The sequence below is a fragment of the Campylobacter novaezeelandiae genome (assembly GCF_018968685.1).
Taxonomy (GTDB): Bacteria; Campylobacterota; Campylobacteria; order Campylobacterales; family Campylobacteraceae; genus Campylobacter_D; species Campylobacter_D novaezeelandiae.
The window spans coordinates 1,287,415-1,302,593 of the sequence record NZ_CP076657.1; the positions used below are offsets into that span (position 1 = coordinate 1,287,415).

The window sequence follows — 15,179 nt, forward strand, 5'->3', positions numbered from 1 at the left end:
CCTTTTTAAACCTTAAGGAAAAAACATGAATTTTTGCAAAAAATGTGTAATGCCTGATACTAAACCTGATTTACATTTTGATGAAGAAGGGATTTGCGATGCTTGTAGATCTCAAGAGATGAAAGATAAAAAAATTGACTGGAAACAAAGAGAAAAAGAGTTTTTAGAACTCATCAAAAAACATAAAAAACATCCTGTATATGATTGTGTTATAGGAGTTAGTGGTGGAAAAGATTCTACATTTCAAGTATTAAAAATTTTAGAGCTTGGCTTAAATCCTTTGTGCGTATGCTTTGAACCTAGTATTCCAACTAAAATAGGCAAAAAAAACCTTGCTAATTTAAATAATTTAGGCGTAGATCTTATCCATATTAAAAGAAATCCAAAAGTTTATAAAATACTATCAAAAGAAGCCTTTATAAGAACAGGAGATAATGAATGGCAAAACCATTTGGGAATTTTTACAAGTGCTCCAAGGATTGCAGTTAATTTTAACATTCCTTTAATCATTTGGGGTGAAAGCCCTCAAATAGAATACGGAGGACCTGCAAGCAGTAAAGAAAAAAATATTTTAGGTCGAGAATGGCTTGAAGAATTTGGAGGACTTTTAGGAAATCGTATTAGCGATATGATAGGAGTAGATGGTTTAAAAGAAAAAGATTTGTATTTTTATACTTATCCAAGCGATGAAGAACTTAAAAGAGTAGGAGTTACTGGATTGTTCTTAGGATATTATTTTAAATGGGATTATAAAATAAATCTTCAAATTGCACAAAAATATGGTTTTTCAACCTCAGATCGTCCCGTAGAAACTACCTATGAAAACTTTGAAAATTTAGATTGCTATAGCAATCATTTGCATGATTATTTAAAATACTTAAAATATGGCTTTGGAAGGGCTAGTGATAATGCCTGTTTAGATATACGCCTAGGTTATATAACTCGCGAAGAAGGAATAAGACTTGTTAATAAATATGATGGAAAACCTCCAAAAAAAGCAATTAAAAAATATCTAGAATGGAGTGGTTTTTCTAAGGAAGAATTTCAAAAAATTCTTGATAGTTTTACTAATAAAAAAATTTTTAAATGTGATGAAAAAGGTAACTTTTTAAAAGATATTGATGGATCTTTAATCCGCAAGGAAGAATGTATTTTAAAATGATTGGAGTAATTGATTATCAAGCTGGAAATTTAAATTCTGTTTTAAAAGCCTTAGATAAAATTGGAATTTCAAATTTCTTAATACAAGAAAAAACAGCTTTTCAAAAAGCTAAAAAATTAATTTTACCAGGTGTAGGATCTTTTAAAGAAGCTATGGATTCTTTAAAAAAACTTGATTTTATCTCTGTACTTAAAGAGGAAGTTTTAACTCATAAAAAACCTATTTTAGGAATTTGTCTTGGAATGCAACTTTTTTTAGAAAAAGGCTATGAAGGTGGAATTTGCAATGGGCTTGGTTTTATTGAAGGCGAAGTCATACCCTTTAATGAAAATTCAAATTTAAAAATTCCTCATATAGGATGGAATGATATTGAAATTTTAAAGCAAGAACCTTTGTATCAAGGGATTTCTAGTAAAAGTGATTTTTATTTTGTACATTCTTTTTATGTAAAATGCAATGAGGAATTTATAAGTGCAAAATGTGATTATGGAGTGCAATTTTGTGCTTCTTTACAAAAAAATAATATTTATGGAGTGCAATTTCACCCCGAAAAAAGTCAAAATTTAGGCTTAAAACTTTTAGAGAATTTTTTAAAGGTTTAAAATGCTAAAAACAAGAATTATTCCTTGCGTTTTGCTTAAAAATTCCCAACTTGTAAAAAGTATAGAATTTAAAGATTATCGCACGATAGGACACCTTACAAGCACAGTAAGAATATACAATGCAAGAAATGTAGATGAACTTATCATACTGGATATAGATGCTTCAAAAAATTCTCAAATAGATTTTGATAGTCTTAAGGATTTAGCCAAAGAATGTTTTATGCCTTTAACAATAGGAGGGGGCATAAGAAGCATTGAAGATATACAAAAAATTTTGAATTTAGGAGCAGATAAAATAAGTATAAATTCTAAAGCTTTAAAAGAACCTCACTTTATCACTCAAGCAGCAAATCGTTTTGGCTCTCAATGCATAGTTTGCTCTATAGATGTAAAAAGAAAAAATAATAAATTCCATATATATGATAGAGGAAATTTATTGGATATTGATCCTTTAGAGCTTGCTTTAAATTATGAAAAATTAGGTGCTGGAGAGATACTTTTAACTTCTGTAGATTTTGAAGGAAAAGCCCAAGGATATGATTTAGAACTTTTAAAAATGTTTCAAAATAAATTAAAAATTCCACTTATTATTAATGGCGGACTTGGAAAGCCACATGATGGCGTTAAAGCTTTAAACTGCGGAGCTGATGCTTTAGCTGGGGCTTATATTTTTCATTTTTCACAATATACCCCAAAAGATATAAAAGATGAATTAGCTCAAAATGGTTTTTTCGTAAGAATAATTTGATAGACTTATATAAAACATATTTTCATCTTCTGTTATTATAGAAAAGTTGTTTTTCTCATATAATTTTAAAGCTTTTTCATTATTTTTAAAAACACAAGCTTTTAAAATTCTAACTTTTAAGACATTAAAAGCATAATTTTTTATTTCTTGCATAAGTATTTTGCCCATACCCCTTAATCCTGGTTTTGCATAAAGTCCAAATTCGCAAGAATGCAAAGTAATATTCACAAAACTAATAACCCCAATGGCTTCTTTTTCTTTATAAACCAAAAAATACTGTTTATCTTTATGATATTTTAATTCTTCTATAAATTTTAAATGTTCTTTTAAAGTTATACTTTTAATTCTTGTAAAAGAAGAAACCTCATCATCATTACGCCATTTTAAAACAAATCTTTTTTCTTCTTTATTAAGTGTAGTAAAATCCTTAAGAAAGATCATTTAATCTCTACCTCATAACCTTTTTTAATCAACCATTGTGCTATTTTTTCTTGATTTTTCACATAAGCTATAGCTTTAAAATTAGCTTTTAAAATTAAAGCTTCATTTACCAAAGAAGAAGCACTAATAATTAATTTTTTGCTTTCATTCATAAGCTTAGCTAAATTCTCATTATCTATACTCAAAGTAATATTTTCATTCAAATCTACAAATTTTTTAAGTTTTTTTAAATTTTTATTTGCACTTGTTGTAGCAATAAGAATTTTTTTATCTTTTGGCAAATCCTCGGCAATTTCTAAAGAAAAATTCTTAACATCTACTCCGCCTAAACAAATAAAATAATCCCAAATTTTATCCCTTTGAACCTTGCTTTCAATATAAAATTCTTCTCTAATTAAAGCATAAGAAAAGCCACATCTTAACTCACATTTAAACGGAACTAAACCCTTATAATCTTCAGGCTTTGCATAGGCATTAACATTAAGCAAAATATCACAATAATGCTCTTTTAGCTCATCATCAAAACTTAAAATCTTAATACCTGTTTCAAGTTTTATTAACTTTTCATCATCTTTATCGATATCATAATGATCAATAATCAATAAATCAAAATGATGATCCTTAATTAAATGAATAAGCTCATAAATACTTGCACTTTCTAACTCAAAAACAGGATAAGGGATTTCATCAATCAATGATCCTTCCAAAGGCAAACATGCAAAATAAACCTCATCATATTGTTTTGCTAAAATAAGATCTCGTTTTATATGTCCAAATCCCAAACTAGCAGAACTATCACTTCTAAAAAGAACTTTCATACATCAAAAACCTTTAATCTACTTTAGTATTATTTTTTTAAATTCTTCTTTTGGCTCTTTTACGCTACACAAAAAATCAACTATACTTAAATAAGATATAAATCCCTCTCCCCTCTGTTGTTTATTTAAATTTTGCTTATATATTGGATGAATAAAATCAAAGTATGAAATACTTATTTTATTGTCTTTAAATAATTCTTTAGCTTCTTTTTTATCCAAATAAGCTTTAGAACCATTGGCCGATAAATAATGATTAGAATCTAATTTTTTGCAAATCTCAACAAGCAAATTTTCTCTTTTTAAATCACTTAAATCTAGCATCGAAGATTTAAACAAAGGGGTATTAATCTCTAAAATTTTACAAATTGCGATAATTAAAGAGATATTTAACTCGCATAAATTTTCATGTTTATTTAAATTATGTTTTAATAAATCAAATATAAGATTAAAATTATCACTTTTGCTATAAGCATGATAAAAAGTTTTTAAAATCTTATCTTTCCACTTTGTATCTTTACTTAATTTTATATCACAAATTAAAGTTTTTTGTGATGTTTTTTGATGCGAAAGAGAAATAAAATGCTCCTTTTCTTGAAGTTTGATCTTATTTCTACTTTGCCAAGATCTTTGCTCAAATTGCACATTATCTAAAAAAACAAAATATTTAACTTTTGCTATCATGCAAAAATAGCCAATCCAAGGCAAAAAAGTGGGTTGCATTATAGCTATCATTTTATCTTTCCATAAATCACTATATCACTATCAAAAATTTTCGCATCATCTTCACCCATAATATTTGTAGCTTCATAATTTAAAACTTTAAAATCATATAAATTTAAATACTCTTTTAAATACTCTACAAGTTCGTATTCTTGATAAAGAGTATTAATACAACCTAGCTCCCCAGTTGTATCATCGTGATTAATTTTAAAAGTATTATGAGCTATTTTTTCTCCAAAACCATAGCGAAAATCTCGAATACTTCTTGTTCTTAGAAAGAATAAAGCATTTTCTTTAAACATTTTATATTCTTTTGAATTATTTAAGAGATTTAAAAAATCTTCCCTATGAAGATAATTAATTACATTAGGAATTAAAAAAATATCAGCCTTAATATCAGGATTTTTTTTAGGAAATTCTAAAATATCATCTTTAAAAAATTTAAAATTTTTAGCCTTAATAATATTTGTAAAATTAAAATTAGCATTTTCTATATTTAATGCATTAAAATCCACACCTAAACACTCATAATCATAATTTGCAAACAAAGAAAGATTATTACCATTAGAACAAGCAAATTCTAAAACTTTGTTATTTTTATCTCTTTGATGTAAATTATTTTTAAAAAAAAATTTAATCACTGCTAAGTCTGGGAATTTCAAACCTTTTAAGTCTCTAATATACATTATTTTCCTTCTATTTTATTTTTCCATATACGATTATATCGCTATCTTTGATAAAAATTTTATTTTTAACATTGATATTTTCGCTCATAATCACCTCAAAATCATATAAATTTAAATACTCTTTTAAATATTCTACAAGTTCGTATTCTTCATAACAAGTGCAAAGACAATCTTTTTCTCCGCTAAATTCATCATTATTTAAAATAAAACTTCCATTTTCTAGCGTTTTTCCAAGTTTATAACGATGATCTTTAATACTTCTTGCCCTTAAAAAGAAAAAAGAAAAATCCCCCCCCCCGTAGACGTAAAGATGATTCTTTCTAGCATTTAAAAGCAGAGTTTTAAGCTCATTTTTAGTAATAAAATTAATTACATTAGGAATTAAAAAAACTTTAGCATTTAAATTCTTATAATTTTTAGCAAAATCTAACATATTTTCATTAAAAAATTTAAATTTTTTATATTTTAAAATTCCATCAAAATTATATTTTGCATTTTCATAATGCTCTTTACTAAGCTCAACACCTAAACACTCATAATCATAATTTGCAAAAAGGCTTAAATTGTTACCATTGTGTGAAGCAAATTCTAAAACCTTCTCATTTTTTAAAGTATCAAGTTTATTTTTAAAAAACCATCTTACAATTTCCATATCAGGATATTTAAATCCTTTTAAATTCTTTATAAACATCCTTTATTCCTTTGAAATAGTAATTTAGCAAATTCTAAATCTTGTGGGGTATCTATATCACATACCAAAGTTCTAGGCAACACATAAACACTAGAATAAGATTTAAACATAAAGTTAGTTTCAAGCCAAGCTTTGCTCTTTCCAAAATAAAATGTTCCTGTATCATGATAAGCTTTGATTAAATCTTGGGATCTTTTTTCATAAAATGTTTCATCAAACATAAAAACACTTTTTTTATCATCTAAATAAAATGCCCTTTGTATAGGATAATCAAACTCAGTAGCACCAAAAAGAAATTTACTCCCATTTTGGATAAAAATTTCATAAGCATCTTTTAAAATTTTTTCATTGATTAAAGGTGCTGTAGCATAAAGACAACAAACATTATCATAGTGTTGATTTTTTAAAGCTAAAACTTTAATAGCATTTTGAATAACAGTTGTGCTTGAAGTAAAATCATCACTTAAATTTTTATCCCTTTTAAAAGGAGCTTTTGCTCCATATTTCATTGCTATTTCTATAATTTCATCATCATCACTTGAAACAATAACTTCATCAAAAAGTTTTGAATTTAAAGCATTTTCTATACTATAAGCAATCAAAGGCTTACCTAAAAAATCAACAATATTTTTTCTAGGAATTCTCTTGCTTCCTCCACGTGCTGGAATAATGCAAAGATTTTTCATTTTTACCTCTCAAAATAAAACTATAATTTTACTAAGTTTAAGTATAATTGTTTCTTATTTTTATAAAAAGATTTACCATGCTAATAAATAAATTTTATGAAATAAATTCTTGTGATGATGTTGAACTTAATATAAAAAGAGAAAGTAAGCTTGAGTATAGAATTACTTTTGATGATAGTAAAGATTTAAAAGCTATAGTTTTTATTATAGGTGGTTTTGGAGCTAATGCTAATATATCTTTTTTAGATTTTGATAGAGAATATTTAGCTAAAAATTTTGATGTAGTAGTGGTTAATGTTTTTTATCATTGTTTTTGCATGAGAAAAAGTTTAGATGAAAAATATAGTGCAATAACTTCTTTTACAAATTTAGATTTACCTAATTTAAAATCTTGCTTAGAAACATTCAATCTCAACACCCATAATCTAACCACAGATAATGCACAAGTTTATTATGAAATTCTAAATCAAACTTTATATGAACTAAAAAGTCAAAACAAACTTGATAAAAACTATAAAGCCATTTTTACTTCAACCTTTATCCCACCAAATAATGAATATCAAAACTATGGTATTATGGCAGCAATTGATCATATCAATGCTTTAAAAGATATAGTTAAAAACTATCCTGAATTTAAAAATTTGCCTAAAATTTATGGGGGGGGGTCTTATGGTGGATACTTATCCTTGCTTATAGCTAAGATTGCTCCTTGGTATGTTGATGGGGTGATTGATAATTCAGGAGGAGCCTTTCCTAATTTAGCTTCTATTTTGGGCAGAGAATTTGGAGTTTCTGATTATACCTTTAACGATCCAAATACTTTTATACAAACTTATGTTAAAACATTTTGGACAAGAGATATCAACTCTAATTTTTATTTTAGCGATGAAAACTATATGATAAGAGCTTTGCTTAATAAAGATCATATTCTTTTGCAAAATGAAAAAAATAAAAATATTATTTATATTTCTTATCACAGTCTAAAAGATGAATTTAAAACTGCTGATAGTAAAAAATGTCTTTATGATTTTTATAAAAACCTAGGCTTTGATTCTACTTTACATTTAATAGAAAGTGAAGATCAAATTGATGGAAAATTAGTTAAAAGTTTAGAACATAGTTTAAGAATGACTGATAAGGCTTTATTTAGACAAGAATTACCTATAGTATTAGAAAAATTAAAAAATAGAAATTCTTTTATGAAAGAAAATTCTATTTCTTATCCTTGTAAAAATAAAGTTTTTACTTTTAAGGATAAAGAGGATAAATTTGTTTTGGAAATTAAATAAGTGGGTTTGGTTAGATTTTAAAAATCTAAAATTTTAATATTATTTAAATTAAACCCACTATCTTTGTTTTATCAAAACTAGAATTAAATTCTTTTTGTATGTTTTCTATAAAATCTTTCATTTTAAAAATGCCTTCTTTAGAAACTGCGGCTTTTAAGGCAGTATTTTTTACCACCATTAAAATTTGCGCTCCACTTAATTCATAATTTGCTAAAATTTTTTCATCAAATTCTTTATCAAATTCAGCATTTTTGGGCAAAAATTTCTTCCAAATTTTAAGCCTATCTTCAAAATCTGGTTTTTTAAATTCAATTTTATAATCAAATCTTCTTGAAAAAGCACTATCTAAACTTTCTAAGAAATTTGTTGTTGCAATAATTACTCCATTAAATTTCTCTATTTGCTCTAAAAAAATATTTTGCATTTGATTGTGCATTTTATCGCTTCCGCTAGTACTTTCTATTCTTGTGCTTAAAAACTGATCAGCCTCATTAAGCAAAAGTATAGGATTTTGTTTACAAGTTTGGGTGATATTTTTATAAGTATCGAAAATTTTTCTTACATTTTGCTCGCTTTCTCCAACCCATTTGCTTAAAATTTTAGAACAATCAAAACTAAGAACTGATTTTTTCATCGATTTAGCTAAAGAAAGAGCTGACATAGTTTTGCCCGTCCCAGCTGGTCCATAAAAAATGATTTTTGCTTCAATATCCTTACCCGTTTTAATACCCCATTTAGTAAGTCTTTCTAAAACTTTTTTATCTTGTTGCTTTAAAATAGTATCTAAAAGCTCTTTGGTTTGTTTGGGCATTATAATGTCATTTATATCAGTATTTGGTTCTATAAGTTCAAAAATATCTTGCTCTTTTAAAACACTCTCTAATTTAATTTTTTTATTTTGTTTTGGTTCAAAATTTACAACTCTTTGCAGAATTTTATCACTAATAAAAAAACTCCTCGCTAACTCTCCAAAATCTTGTAAATACTCATCATATTCAATTAAGTCAAGATCAATAAGTTTTGATCCTTCTTCTAGTAATTTTTTATTAGCTCTTTTATCTAAATCATTTTCGCTAATCAAAGAAAGTAAAAAATTAAATTCCCTTGAACTAGAATTTTCATTTGTTAAGGCATATTCTTCCCTTAAAAGTGCTAAAAACAAAATCTGTTCTTTATAATTTAACTTATTTTCTTTAAAAATATCAGCTAAAACATTATAAAATTTACTAAGCTTTAAACGTTCTTTTATGTATTTTTCAAATTCTTTGATTTGATTTTTAAGTTCCAGATTATAAGAATTAAGCTTAATAAAACTTAATTTTTCATAGAGTTCAATTTTATAAAACTCATCTTTTAAATATTCTAAAAAATTCTCATAAGGATCTTTTTTATTAAGTTTTAATTTAGGTTTATCTTCTAAAAAGTCTAAAAAATACTCACTTAAACTAATATCACTTTGCAAAAGATTTAATCTCGAATTTGAAATTTTACCCACTCTAGAACTTTTTAAAAAATTTAAACTTTGGGTAATAAATCCTCTTTCTAAAAGCTTTTTTAAATCTTCTAAAGCATCTAAATAGGCATATTTTTCTTGTTTAAAAATCCCGCTTAATAAGGCAAAAGCATTAATACTTGATACAGAAACAACATAATTTTTGCAAAGTTCTTTCAAAATCAAAGCTTCATTTTTAGAGCATTTGAGTTTTTGATAAAGTTTTGTTTTTTCTATATCTTTTGTATTTAAAAACTCTTTAAGATCTAACATAAATTTCCTTAAGGATTTAATCAAGCTTTTGTATTGTAATTTTTGTTTTATTTAATTTATCTAAAAAAAACGTTTGATTATTGCAAATCTCATAAACAATATCATAATCTAATCCTTTAATTGATTGAGTAAAACCACAATCTTGTTTTTGCAAGTTTTTGGCATTAAATAAAGGTTTATTTTTTAAAATATCTTCTAAAAAATCATCATAAAAAGAATTTTTAAAAAATCTTTTATTGAAAAGCTTTTTATCATAACAAATTTCATTTAAACAAATTTTATCTTCTATTTTAATTCTAAAAAAGGCTTTCCCTAATTTATAAATTTCTAGATAAGTTACTTTATCATTTTGTTCTAAAAAACCTACATCTTGAATACGCACAAAAGAAGAATTAAAACTGATCATAACACTTTTAGTATTTGTTTCATGAGTTTTTATGGAACAAGCACTTAAAAAAAATAAAATAATAAGAAGATATATTTTCTTCATTACTTTAAATTCTTAAAAGTCAAATTAAGATCTAAATTAAGATTTTTTACTAAATGCATTATACTTTGCAAATCATCAATTTGCTTTGAAACTACGCGAATTTCATCACCTCGTATGCTAGAATTTACCTTAAATTTGCTATCTTTGATTGCTTTATTAATTTTTTTAGCATTTTCGCTATCTATGCTATCATTTACCTTTAAACTTAAACGATACATTGCTCCTTTTTCTTTTAAAAGCTCTTTAACCGCATTAGAATTAATACCTCTTTTAATAAATTTAGAGATTAAAATATCCTTTAAAACATCAAGTTTTGCTTCACTTGAAGAATTTAATTTAAAAATATTTTCTTTTTCATTGTATTCAATTTCAGTTTTTATACCTTTTAAATCATAACGCGTATCAAGCTCTTTTTTTGCTTGTTCAAAAGCATTTTTTAGCTCTTGTTTATCAATTGCTGCTGAAATATCAAAACTATGCTCATTTGCCATTTTCAATCCATTCTTTAAGATTTTGATATACTTTTTTCATTAAATTATCAATAGCCTCTTCACTTGCCCAAGCAATATGCGGAGTAAGAATTAAATTTTGTATATTTTTGATTTTTAAAAGAGGATGATCTTGCATCATTGGTTCTTTTTCCAATACATCAAGTCCTACACGAATTCCTTTTTCATCCATAATTTTTGCTAGATCTTGCTCATTGATAATCCCGCCTCTACCGACATTAATTAAAATTGCACTATCTTTTAAAAGTTTCATTTTTTCATAATCAATTAAATTATAAGTTTTATCATTTAAAGGGGCATGAATACTAATAATATCACAAGTATTTAATAACTCATCTAAATTTAAAGAAATATAATCGCTATTATGATTGAGTCCTGAAGTAGAATAATAACAAACATTAGCCCCAAAAGAATTTGCAATCTTAGCCACTTCTTTTCCTATAGTTCCAAGTCCTATAATACCATATTTTTTATTCTCTAAAGAATGTAAAATTTTGCTAAAATCTGTAAATATAGGACTTTGAACCCACTTTTGTTCTTTGCACCATTTATCATAATAAATAATTTGATTTAAAAAAGCAAAAAGTAAAGCAAAAGTATGTTGTACTACGCTTTTAGTTGAGTAAGCTTCGACATTTTTAACCTTGATTCCTTTAGAGTTAGCATAAGTAACATCGATATTATTTACTCCTGTTGCTGTTTCTAAAATGAGTTTTAAATTTGTATTATCAATTACTTCCTTATCAATGATAATTTTATTAACCATTGCAACATCTGCTTCTTTTAATCTTTCAATCACCTCATCTTTTTTAGTAATTTCATAAGATTTAAACTCACCAAAATCATTAAAGATAGATAAATCATAATTTCCCAGAGTTTTAGCATCTAAACATACAATTTTCATTTTTATTCCTCGATAATATGTCCTACAAATTTAGAGGTATTGTCTAATATCATAGAACCTTTTCTAAAACCTAAACCACAACCTTCATAAGCAAAAAATACTCCTGCTTGATAATACTCTTTATTATATTCATTTAATTCTATAAATTCCTGATAAATGAAATTATTTTGATAAGGACCTTGATTTTCACAAATTACTTCGTCATTTTTTATTATACTAATATTTGCACCTTCTCTACCAAAAATAGGTTTTTTAACATAAGATTTACCACTTAAAGGCTTATCTTTTGTTTCTAAAAGTAAAGGATGATTTGGATAAAGTTCCCATAAAATTTTCATAATACCCTTACTTTGAAAAAGCAAAGTGTAAGCAGGATTTAAAATAATAGCTTTTTGATTTTTCATAATCTGTGTTAAAAGAGCAGCAAGTTCTCCTTCTTCTATGGCTATATCCTCCCAAGGAATAAGCTTAAACCAGTATTCATAATTTTGCCCATCTTTAAAAATTCCTTCATTTTCATTAAATTCTACCTCATCAACATAGGCAAAATGGGTATGAAATCCTGCTTCTTTTGCAATATGCTCAAGCAATTTTGTTGTAAGGATTTCTTCTTGATTATTAGCAATGCTTGAAAAAAGAATTTTCCAACCTTGATAATATTCCTCAAAAGAACTAGGATCATCATTTAAAGTAATAAGTCTTTTAAAATTATCCATTAAAGCTTCATAAATATTGTTAAACTGAGATCTTTCGTCCATATTATTTTGTTTAAGTAATGCCCATTGTAAAATAGCACTTTCAAAAAGCATAGTAGGGGTATCAGCATTAAATTCTAATAATTTTATAGGTTTTCCATCAATACCACCAGCAAAATCAAATCTACCATATAAATGCCAATGAACTTCGTTTTCCCAGCTAATCTTAATAATATCTCTAAGATTAAAAGGGATAGCTAATTCATCAAAACGATCATTATCTATAACATTTTGAGCTGCTGCTATAAACATATCATAAAGTTCATTTGCAGCTTCATAATATGCATTAGCCTCATTTGAATTGACACATACTAACTCATCACTTATATAATCACTTCCATCAGAATCTGTATGCCAAGAAAAACCTATACTTTCTAAATAATCTTTTTTTAATTTTTCTACTTTTAATAATTTCATTTTTATCCTTAAGATCCAAAACTTGTTTGAGAATTTGCCTTAGAACCACCTCCAAAAAAGCCAGATTTACCAGAATTTCCAGCTTTAGCTGAATTTGCTTGATTAAAACTATTTACACTCCTTTGATAAGCACTTTGATTAGAAAAAGCTCCTCTTTGTTGATTGGCAAAATTAGAATTATTAAAAAGTTTTGAACCTATCCAACTTCCAAGTATAGCCCCAGCTGCACTAGCAAGCAAAGTTTCCCCCAAAGATAATCCCCCACTACTCATTTGAGCATTATCTTTGGTTAAATTTGATGTTCCATTATCAATTTTAGCAGCCTCTTCTTTAATCAAAGCATCCATTTCTTCTTTACTTAAAATTCTTTCTGTGCCATTTAATTCTTTTAAAATAACTCTTGTTTCATTACTAGGATATTGATCTTTGATTTTATATTGATTTGGCGCTATTTCTTCTATAATTACAAAAGCACCCTCTTGTGCTTTTGTTTCAGTCAAAGAGTTATCTTGAGTTGAATTACAACCGCTTAAAGCTCCTAAAGAAATTACACTTAAACCACCTAATACACTAATTTCAATAATTTTTTTAATATGCTTCATACGATATTCCTTTGATTATTTAAAAATTTTTAAAATTTTAACAAAATTTTATAATAAATTTTAAATCTAGTAGCAATCCTTGAAAAACATTGTAAACTTAAGGGTATTCTATAGTGTTAAATTTATTGTATAGTTAATCAAAAGCCAAAAAAGGCTTTTGATTTTAAAGTCTTGACTCGTAGCGTCTTAGCATATAAAGTTTTTTAAGCATTTTCTTACGTGCTGAAATTTTTTGCTTTTTACGAATTTCAGTCATAGGTTCAAAAAATCTTCTTGCTCTTACTTCAGTTACAACAAGATTTCTATCTACTTGCTTTTTAAACTTACGGTATGCTTCATCAAAAGACTCGTTAGGATGCACCTTAATTCCTGGCACTACCCTCACCACCTTTCATTAAAATTTTTTGGCTTTGAATTCTACGTAAAAATTACTAAATAAATCTTTAAGCTTAAATTATTTTTTAAAAGTTATAATCTTTTGAAATTATAAGATTTATAAACTCAAAAATATAATTTATTTAGGAATTTATTATGCAATATATTACTAATTACACAAAAAAACGCTATATTACTTATTTTATAATTACCTTAATTATTTTTATTTTACCTTTTGTTAGAATCAATAATAATCATTTTTTTCTTCTTGATTTTATAAATGAGAAACTTAATTTATTTTTCATATCTTTTGATACTCAAGAACTTTATCTTATGCCTTTTATATTAATGTTTCTTTTTATAGGAATATTTTTTATAACAACTTTAGCAGGTAGAATTTGGTGTGCTTGGAGTTGTCCTCAAACATTATTTCGTGTTATTTATAGAGATTTAATTCAAACAAAACTCCTTAAAATCCGCAAAAATATAAATAACAAACAAAAAGAATATCCTAAAAATTTTATTAAAAAAATTTTTGGAATTTTAATTTTTTATATGATTTCTTTAATAGCAGTAAGTAATTTTTTATGGTATTTTGTGCCTCCTGAAATATTTTTTAATTATTTAAAAAATCCTCAAGAACACTTACTTTTAGTTGGAATTTTATTTTTTGTTTCTCTATTTTTAACTTTTGATATAACTTGGTGGGCTGAGAAATTTTGTATTTATGTTTGTCCTTATGCAAGAATTCAATCTGTTATGTTTGATCATAATACAATGCAAGTAATTTACGATGAGAAAAGAGGAGGAATAATCTATAAGGATAAAATTAAACTTTATAAAAAACCTCCACAAGGAGATTGTATAGGATGTGAAGCTTGTGTTGATATTTGCCCTACACATATTGATATACGTAAAGGAATGCAACTTGAATGCATTAATTGTCTTGAATGTGCTGATGCTTGCTCTAAAATTCAAAACAAATTTAATCGTCCAAGTCTTATAGAATGGACAAGTATAGAAGCTATGAAAACTAAAAGTAAGGTTAAATTTTTAAGATTTAAAACTATTGGTTATTTAATAGTTCTTTTAATTATTTTAGTTTTATTAATTATCACAGGTAGCAAAAAAGAAAAGATGCTTTTAAATATTAATCGCAATAGCGAACTTTATAGCATTGATAATAAAAATGGAAAATTAGAAATAACTAATGCTTATACATTTTTATTTCAAAATACTGATAATCAAGCACATGAGTATTATTTTGAAATAGAAACAGATGGAAAATTAAACTCAGATATAGAAATTCTAAGACCTAAAAAACCTTTTAAACTTGAAGCTGGAGCTAAAACAAAAAAAATTATCGTATTAAAAGCTAAAAACAATTTAAATTCTAATACACAAAAAGATATTATTGTTCCTATTACAATTAAAGCTTATGCTGTTGATGATAATAAAATTTTTGTTTATAGAAAAAGCATTTTTATTTATCCAAAAAAATCGGAAAAATAAAAAACCT

The 15,179-nt window shown here is 25.8% G+C and carries 18 protein-coding genes; 5 read left to right on the plus strand and 13 right to left on the minus strand.

What is annotated here, in order from left to right; translation table 11 throughout:
• Nucleotides 1-25 precede the first annotated feature (25 nt).
• From pseA to wbuZ, 3 genes are read left to right on the plus strand one after another with little or no spacing between them, the layout of a single operon-like run.
• Complete coding sequence (gene pseA, locus CNZW441b_RS06530) at nt 26-1,162, plus strand: pseudaminic acid biosynthesis protein PseA (protein WP_131163838.1); 1,137 nt, start codon at nt 26-28, stop codon at nt 1,160-1,162.
• Nucleotides 1,147-1,764, plus strand: coding sequence for an imidazole glycerol phosphate synthase subunit HisH (hisH, locus tag CNZW441b_RS06535; RefSeq protein WP_243830456.1), 618 nt, complete (start codon nt 1,147-1,149; stop codon nt 1,762-1,764). The genes pseA and hisH overlap by 16 nt, the downstream gene beginning before the upstream one ends.
• Nucleotide 1,765: 1 nt before the next feature.
• A complete protein-coding gene (wbuZ, locus tag CNZW441b_RS06540; protein WP_131163836.1) occupies nt 1,766-2,512 on the plus strand; it encodes a glycosyl amidation-associated protein WbuZ in 747 nt (248 codons plus the stop codon).
• Here the strand turns inward: wbuZ and pseH are convergent.
• Genes pseH through pseF form a run of 6 tightly spaced genes read right to left on the minus strand, consistent with a single transcriptional unit; the run spans nt 2,477 to nt 6,554 of the window.
• Nucleotides 2,477-2,953 carry a UDP-4-amino-4,6-dideoxy-N-acetyl-beta-L-altrosamine N-acetyltransferase gene (gene pseH / locus CNZW441b_RS06545; protein WP_216681343.1) on the minus strand — a complete coding sequence of 159 codons (477 nt, stop codon included), beginning with the start codon at nt 2,951-2,953 and terminating at the stop codon, nt 2,477-2,479. The genes wbuZ and pseH overlap by 36 nt on opposite strands.
• Nucleotides 2,950-3,771, minus strand: coding sequence for a UDP-2,4-diacetamido-2,4,6-trideoxy-beta-L-altropyranose hydrolase (pseG, locus tag CNZW441b_RS06550; RefSeq protein WP_131163834.1), 822 nt, complete (start codon nt 3,769-3,771; stop codon nt 2,950-2,952). Before pseG ends, pseH begins: the two co-directional genes overlap by 4 nt.
• A gap of 18 nt (nt 3,772-3,789) precedes the next feature.
• Nucleotides 3,790-4,503 (minus strand): WbqC family protein, encoded by a 714-nt coding sequence (locus CNZW441b_RS06555; RefSeq protein ID WP_208333017.1) that lies wholly within the window; start codon nt 4,501-4,503, stop codon nt 3,790-3,792.
• Complete coding sequence (locus CNZW441b_RS06560) at nt 4,500-5,177, minus strand: methyltransferase domain-containing protein (RefSeq protein ID WP_131165643.1); 678 nt, start codon at nt 5,175-5,177, stop codon at nt 4,500-4,502. The genes CNZW441b_RS06555 and CNZW441b_RS06560 overlap by 4 nt, the downstream gene beginning before the upstream one ends.
• Before the next feature lie 10 nt (nt 5,178-5,187).
• Nucleotides 5,188-5,868 carry a class I SAM-dependent methyltransferase gene (locus tag CNZW441b_RS06565; RefSeq protein WP_244985436.1) on the minus strand — a complete coding sequence of 227 codons (681 nt, stop codon included), beginning with the start codon at nt 5,866-5,868 and terminating at the stop codon, nt 5,188-5,190.
• Nucleotides 5,859-6,554 carry a pseudaminic acid cytidylyltransferase gene (gene pseF / locus CNZW441b_RS06570; RefSeq protein ID WP_131163829.1) on the minus strand — a complete coding sequence of 232 codons (696 nt, stop codon included), beginning with the start codon at nt 6,552-6,554 and terminating at the stop codon, nt 5,859-5,861. The genes CNZW441b_RS06565 and pseF overlap by 10 nt, the downstream gene beginning before the upstream one ends.
• A 77-nt stretch (nt 6,555-6,631) precedes the next feature.
• On the opposite strand from pseF, the gene CNZW441b_RS06575 reads away from it, so the two are divergent.
• Nucleotides 6,632-7,843, plus strand: coding sequence for a DUF2920 family protein (locus tag CNZW441b_RS06575; RefSeq protein ID WP_216681344.1), 1,212 nt, complete (start codon nt 6,632-6,634; stop codon nt 7,841-7,843).
• A 43-nt stretch (nt 7,844-7,886) separates the two neighbouring features.
• On the opposite strand, the gene CNZW441b_RS06580 is transcribed toward CNZW441b_RS06575, so the two are convergent.
• The 7 genes from CNZW441b_RS06580 to rpsU form a co-directional block, all read right to left on the minus strand.
• A complete protein-coding gene (locus tag CNZW441b_RS06580) occupies nt 7,887-9,608 on the minus strand; it encodes an ATP-binding protein (protein WP_131186491.1) in 1,722 nt (573 codons plus the stop codon).
• Between the two features lie 16 nt (nt 9,609-9,624).
• Entirely contained in the window at nt 9,625-10,098 is a 474-nt protein-coding gene (locus CNZW441b_RS06585; RefSeq protein WP_243830455.1) for a hypothetical protein, read from the minus strand.
• Nucleotides 10,098-10,589: a YajQ family cyclic di-GMP-binding protein gene (locus tag CNZW441b_RS06590; protein WP_131163827.1), complete on the minus strand. Its 492-nt coding sequence runs from the start codon at nt 10,587-10,589 to the stop codon at nt 10,098-10,100. The genes CNZW441b_RS06585 and CNZW441b_RS06590 overlap by 1 nt, the downstream gene beginning before the upstream one ends.
• Nucleotides 10,579-11,511 (minus strand): D-2-hydroxyacid dehydrogenase, encoded by a 933-nt coding sequence (locus CNZW441b_RS06595; protein ID WP_131186490.1) that lies wholly within the window; start codon nt 11,509-11,511, stop codon nt 10,579-10,581. The genes CNZW441b_RS06590 and CNZW441b_RS06595 overlap by 11 nt, the downstream gene beginning before the upstream one ends.
• A 2-nt stretch (nt 11,512-11,513) precedes the next feature.
• Nucleotides 11,514-12,683: a glutathionylspermidine synthase family protein gene (locus CNZW441b_RS06600; RefSeq protein WP_131163825.1), complete on the minus strand. Its 1,170-nt coding sequence runs from the start codon at nt 12,681-12,683 to the stop codon at nt 11,514-11,516.
• A gap of 8 nt (nt 12,684-12,691) precedes the next feature.
• Nucleotides 12,692-13,285 carry a UPF0323 family lipoprotein gene (locus CNZW441b_RS06605; protein WP_131163824.1) on the minus strand — a complete coding sequence of 198 codons (594 nt, stop codon included), beginning with the start codon at nt 13,283-13,285 and terminating at the stop codon, nt 12,692-12,694.
• A 163-nt stretch (nt 13,286-13,448) separates the two neighbouring features.
• Entirely contained in the window at nt 13,449-13,661 is a 213-nt protein-coding gene (rpsU, locus tag CNZW441b_RS06610; protein WP_131163823.1) for a 30S ribosomal protein S21, read from the minus strand.
• 152 nt (nt 13,662-13,813) lie between these two features.
• On the opposite strand from rpsU, the gene ccoG reads away from it, so the two are divergent.
• Nucleotides 13,814-15,172 carry a cytochrome c oxidase accessory protein CcoG gene (gene ccoG / locus CNZW441b_RS06615; RefSeq protein ID WP_216681606.1) on the plus strand — a complete coding sequence of 453 codons (1,359 nt, stop codon included), beginning with the start codon at nt 13,814-13,816 and terminating at the stop codon, nt 15,170-15,172.
• Nucleotides 15,173-15,179 lie beyond the last annotated feature (7 nt).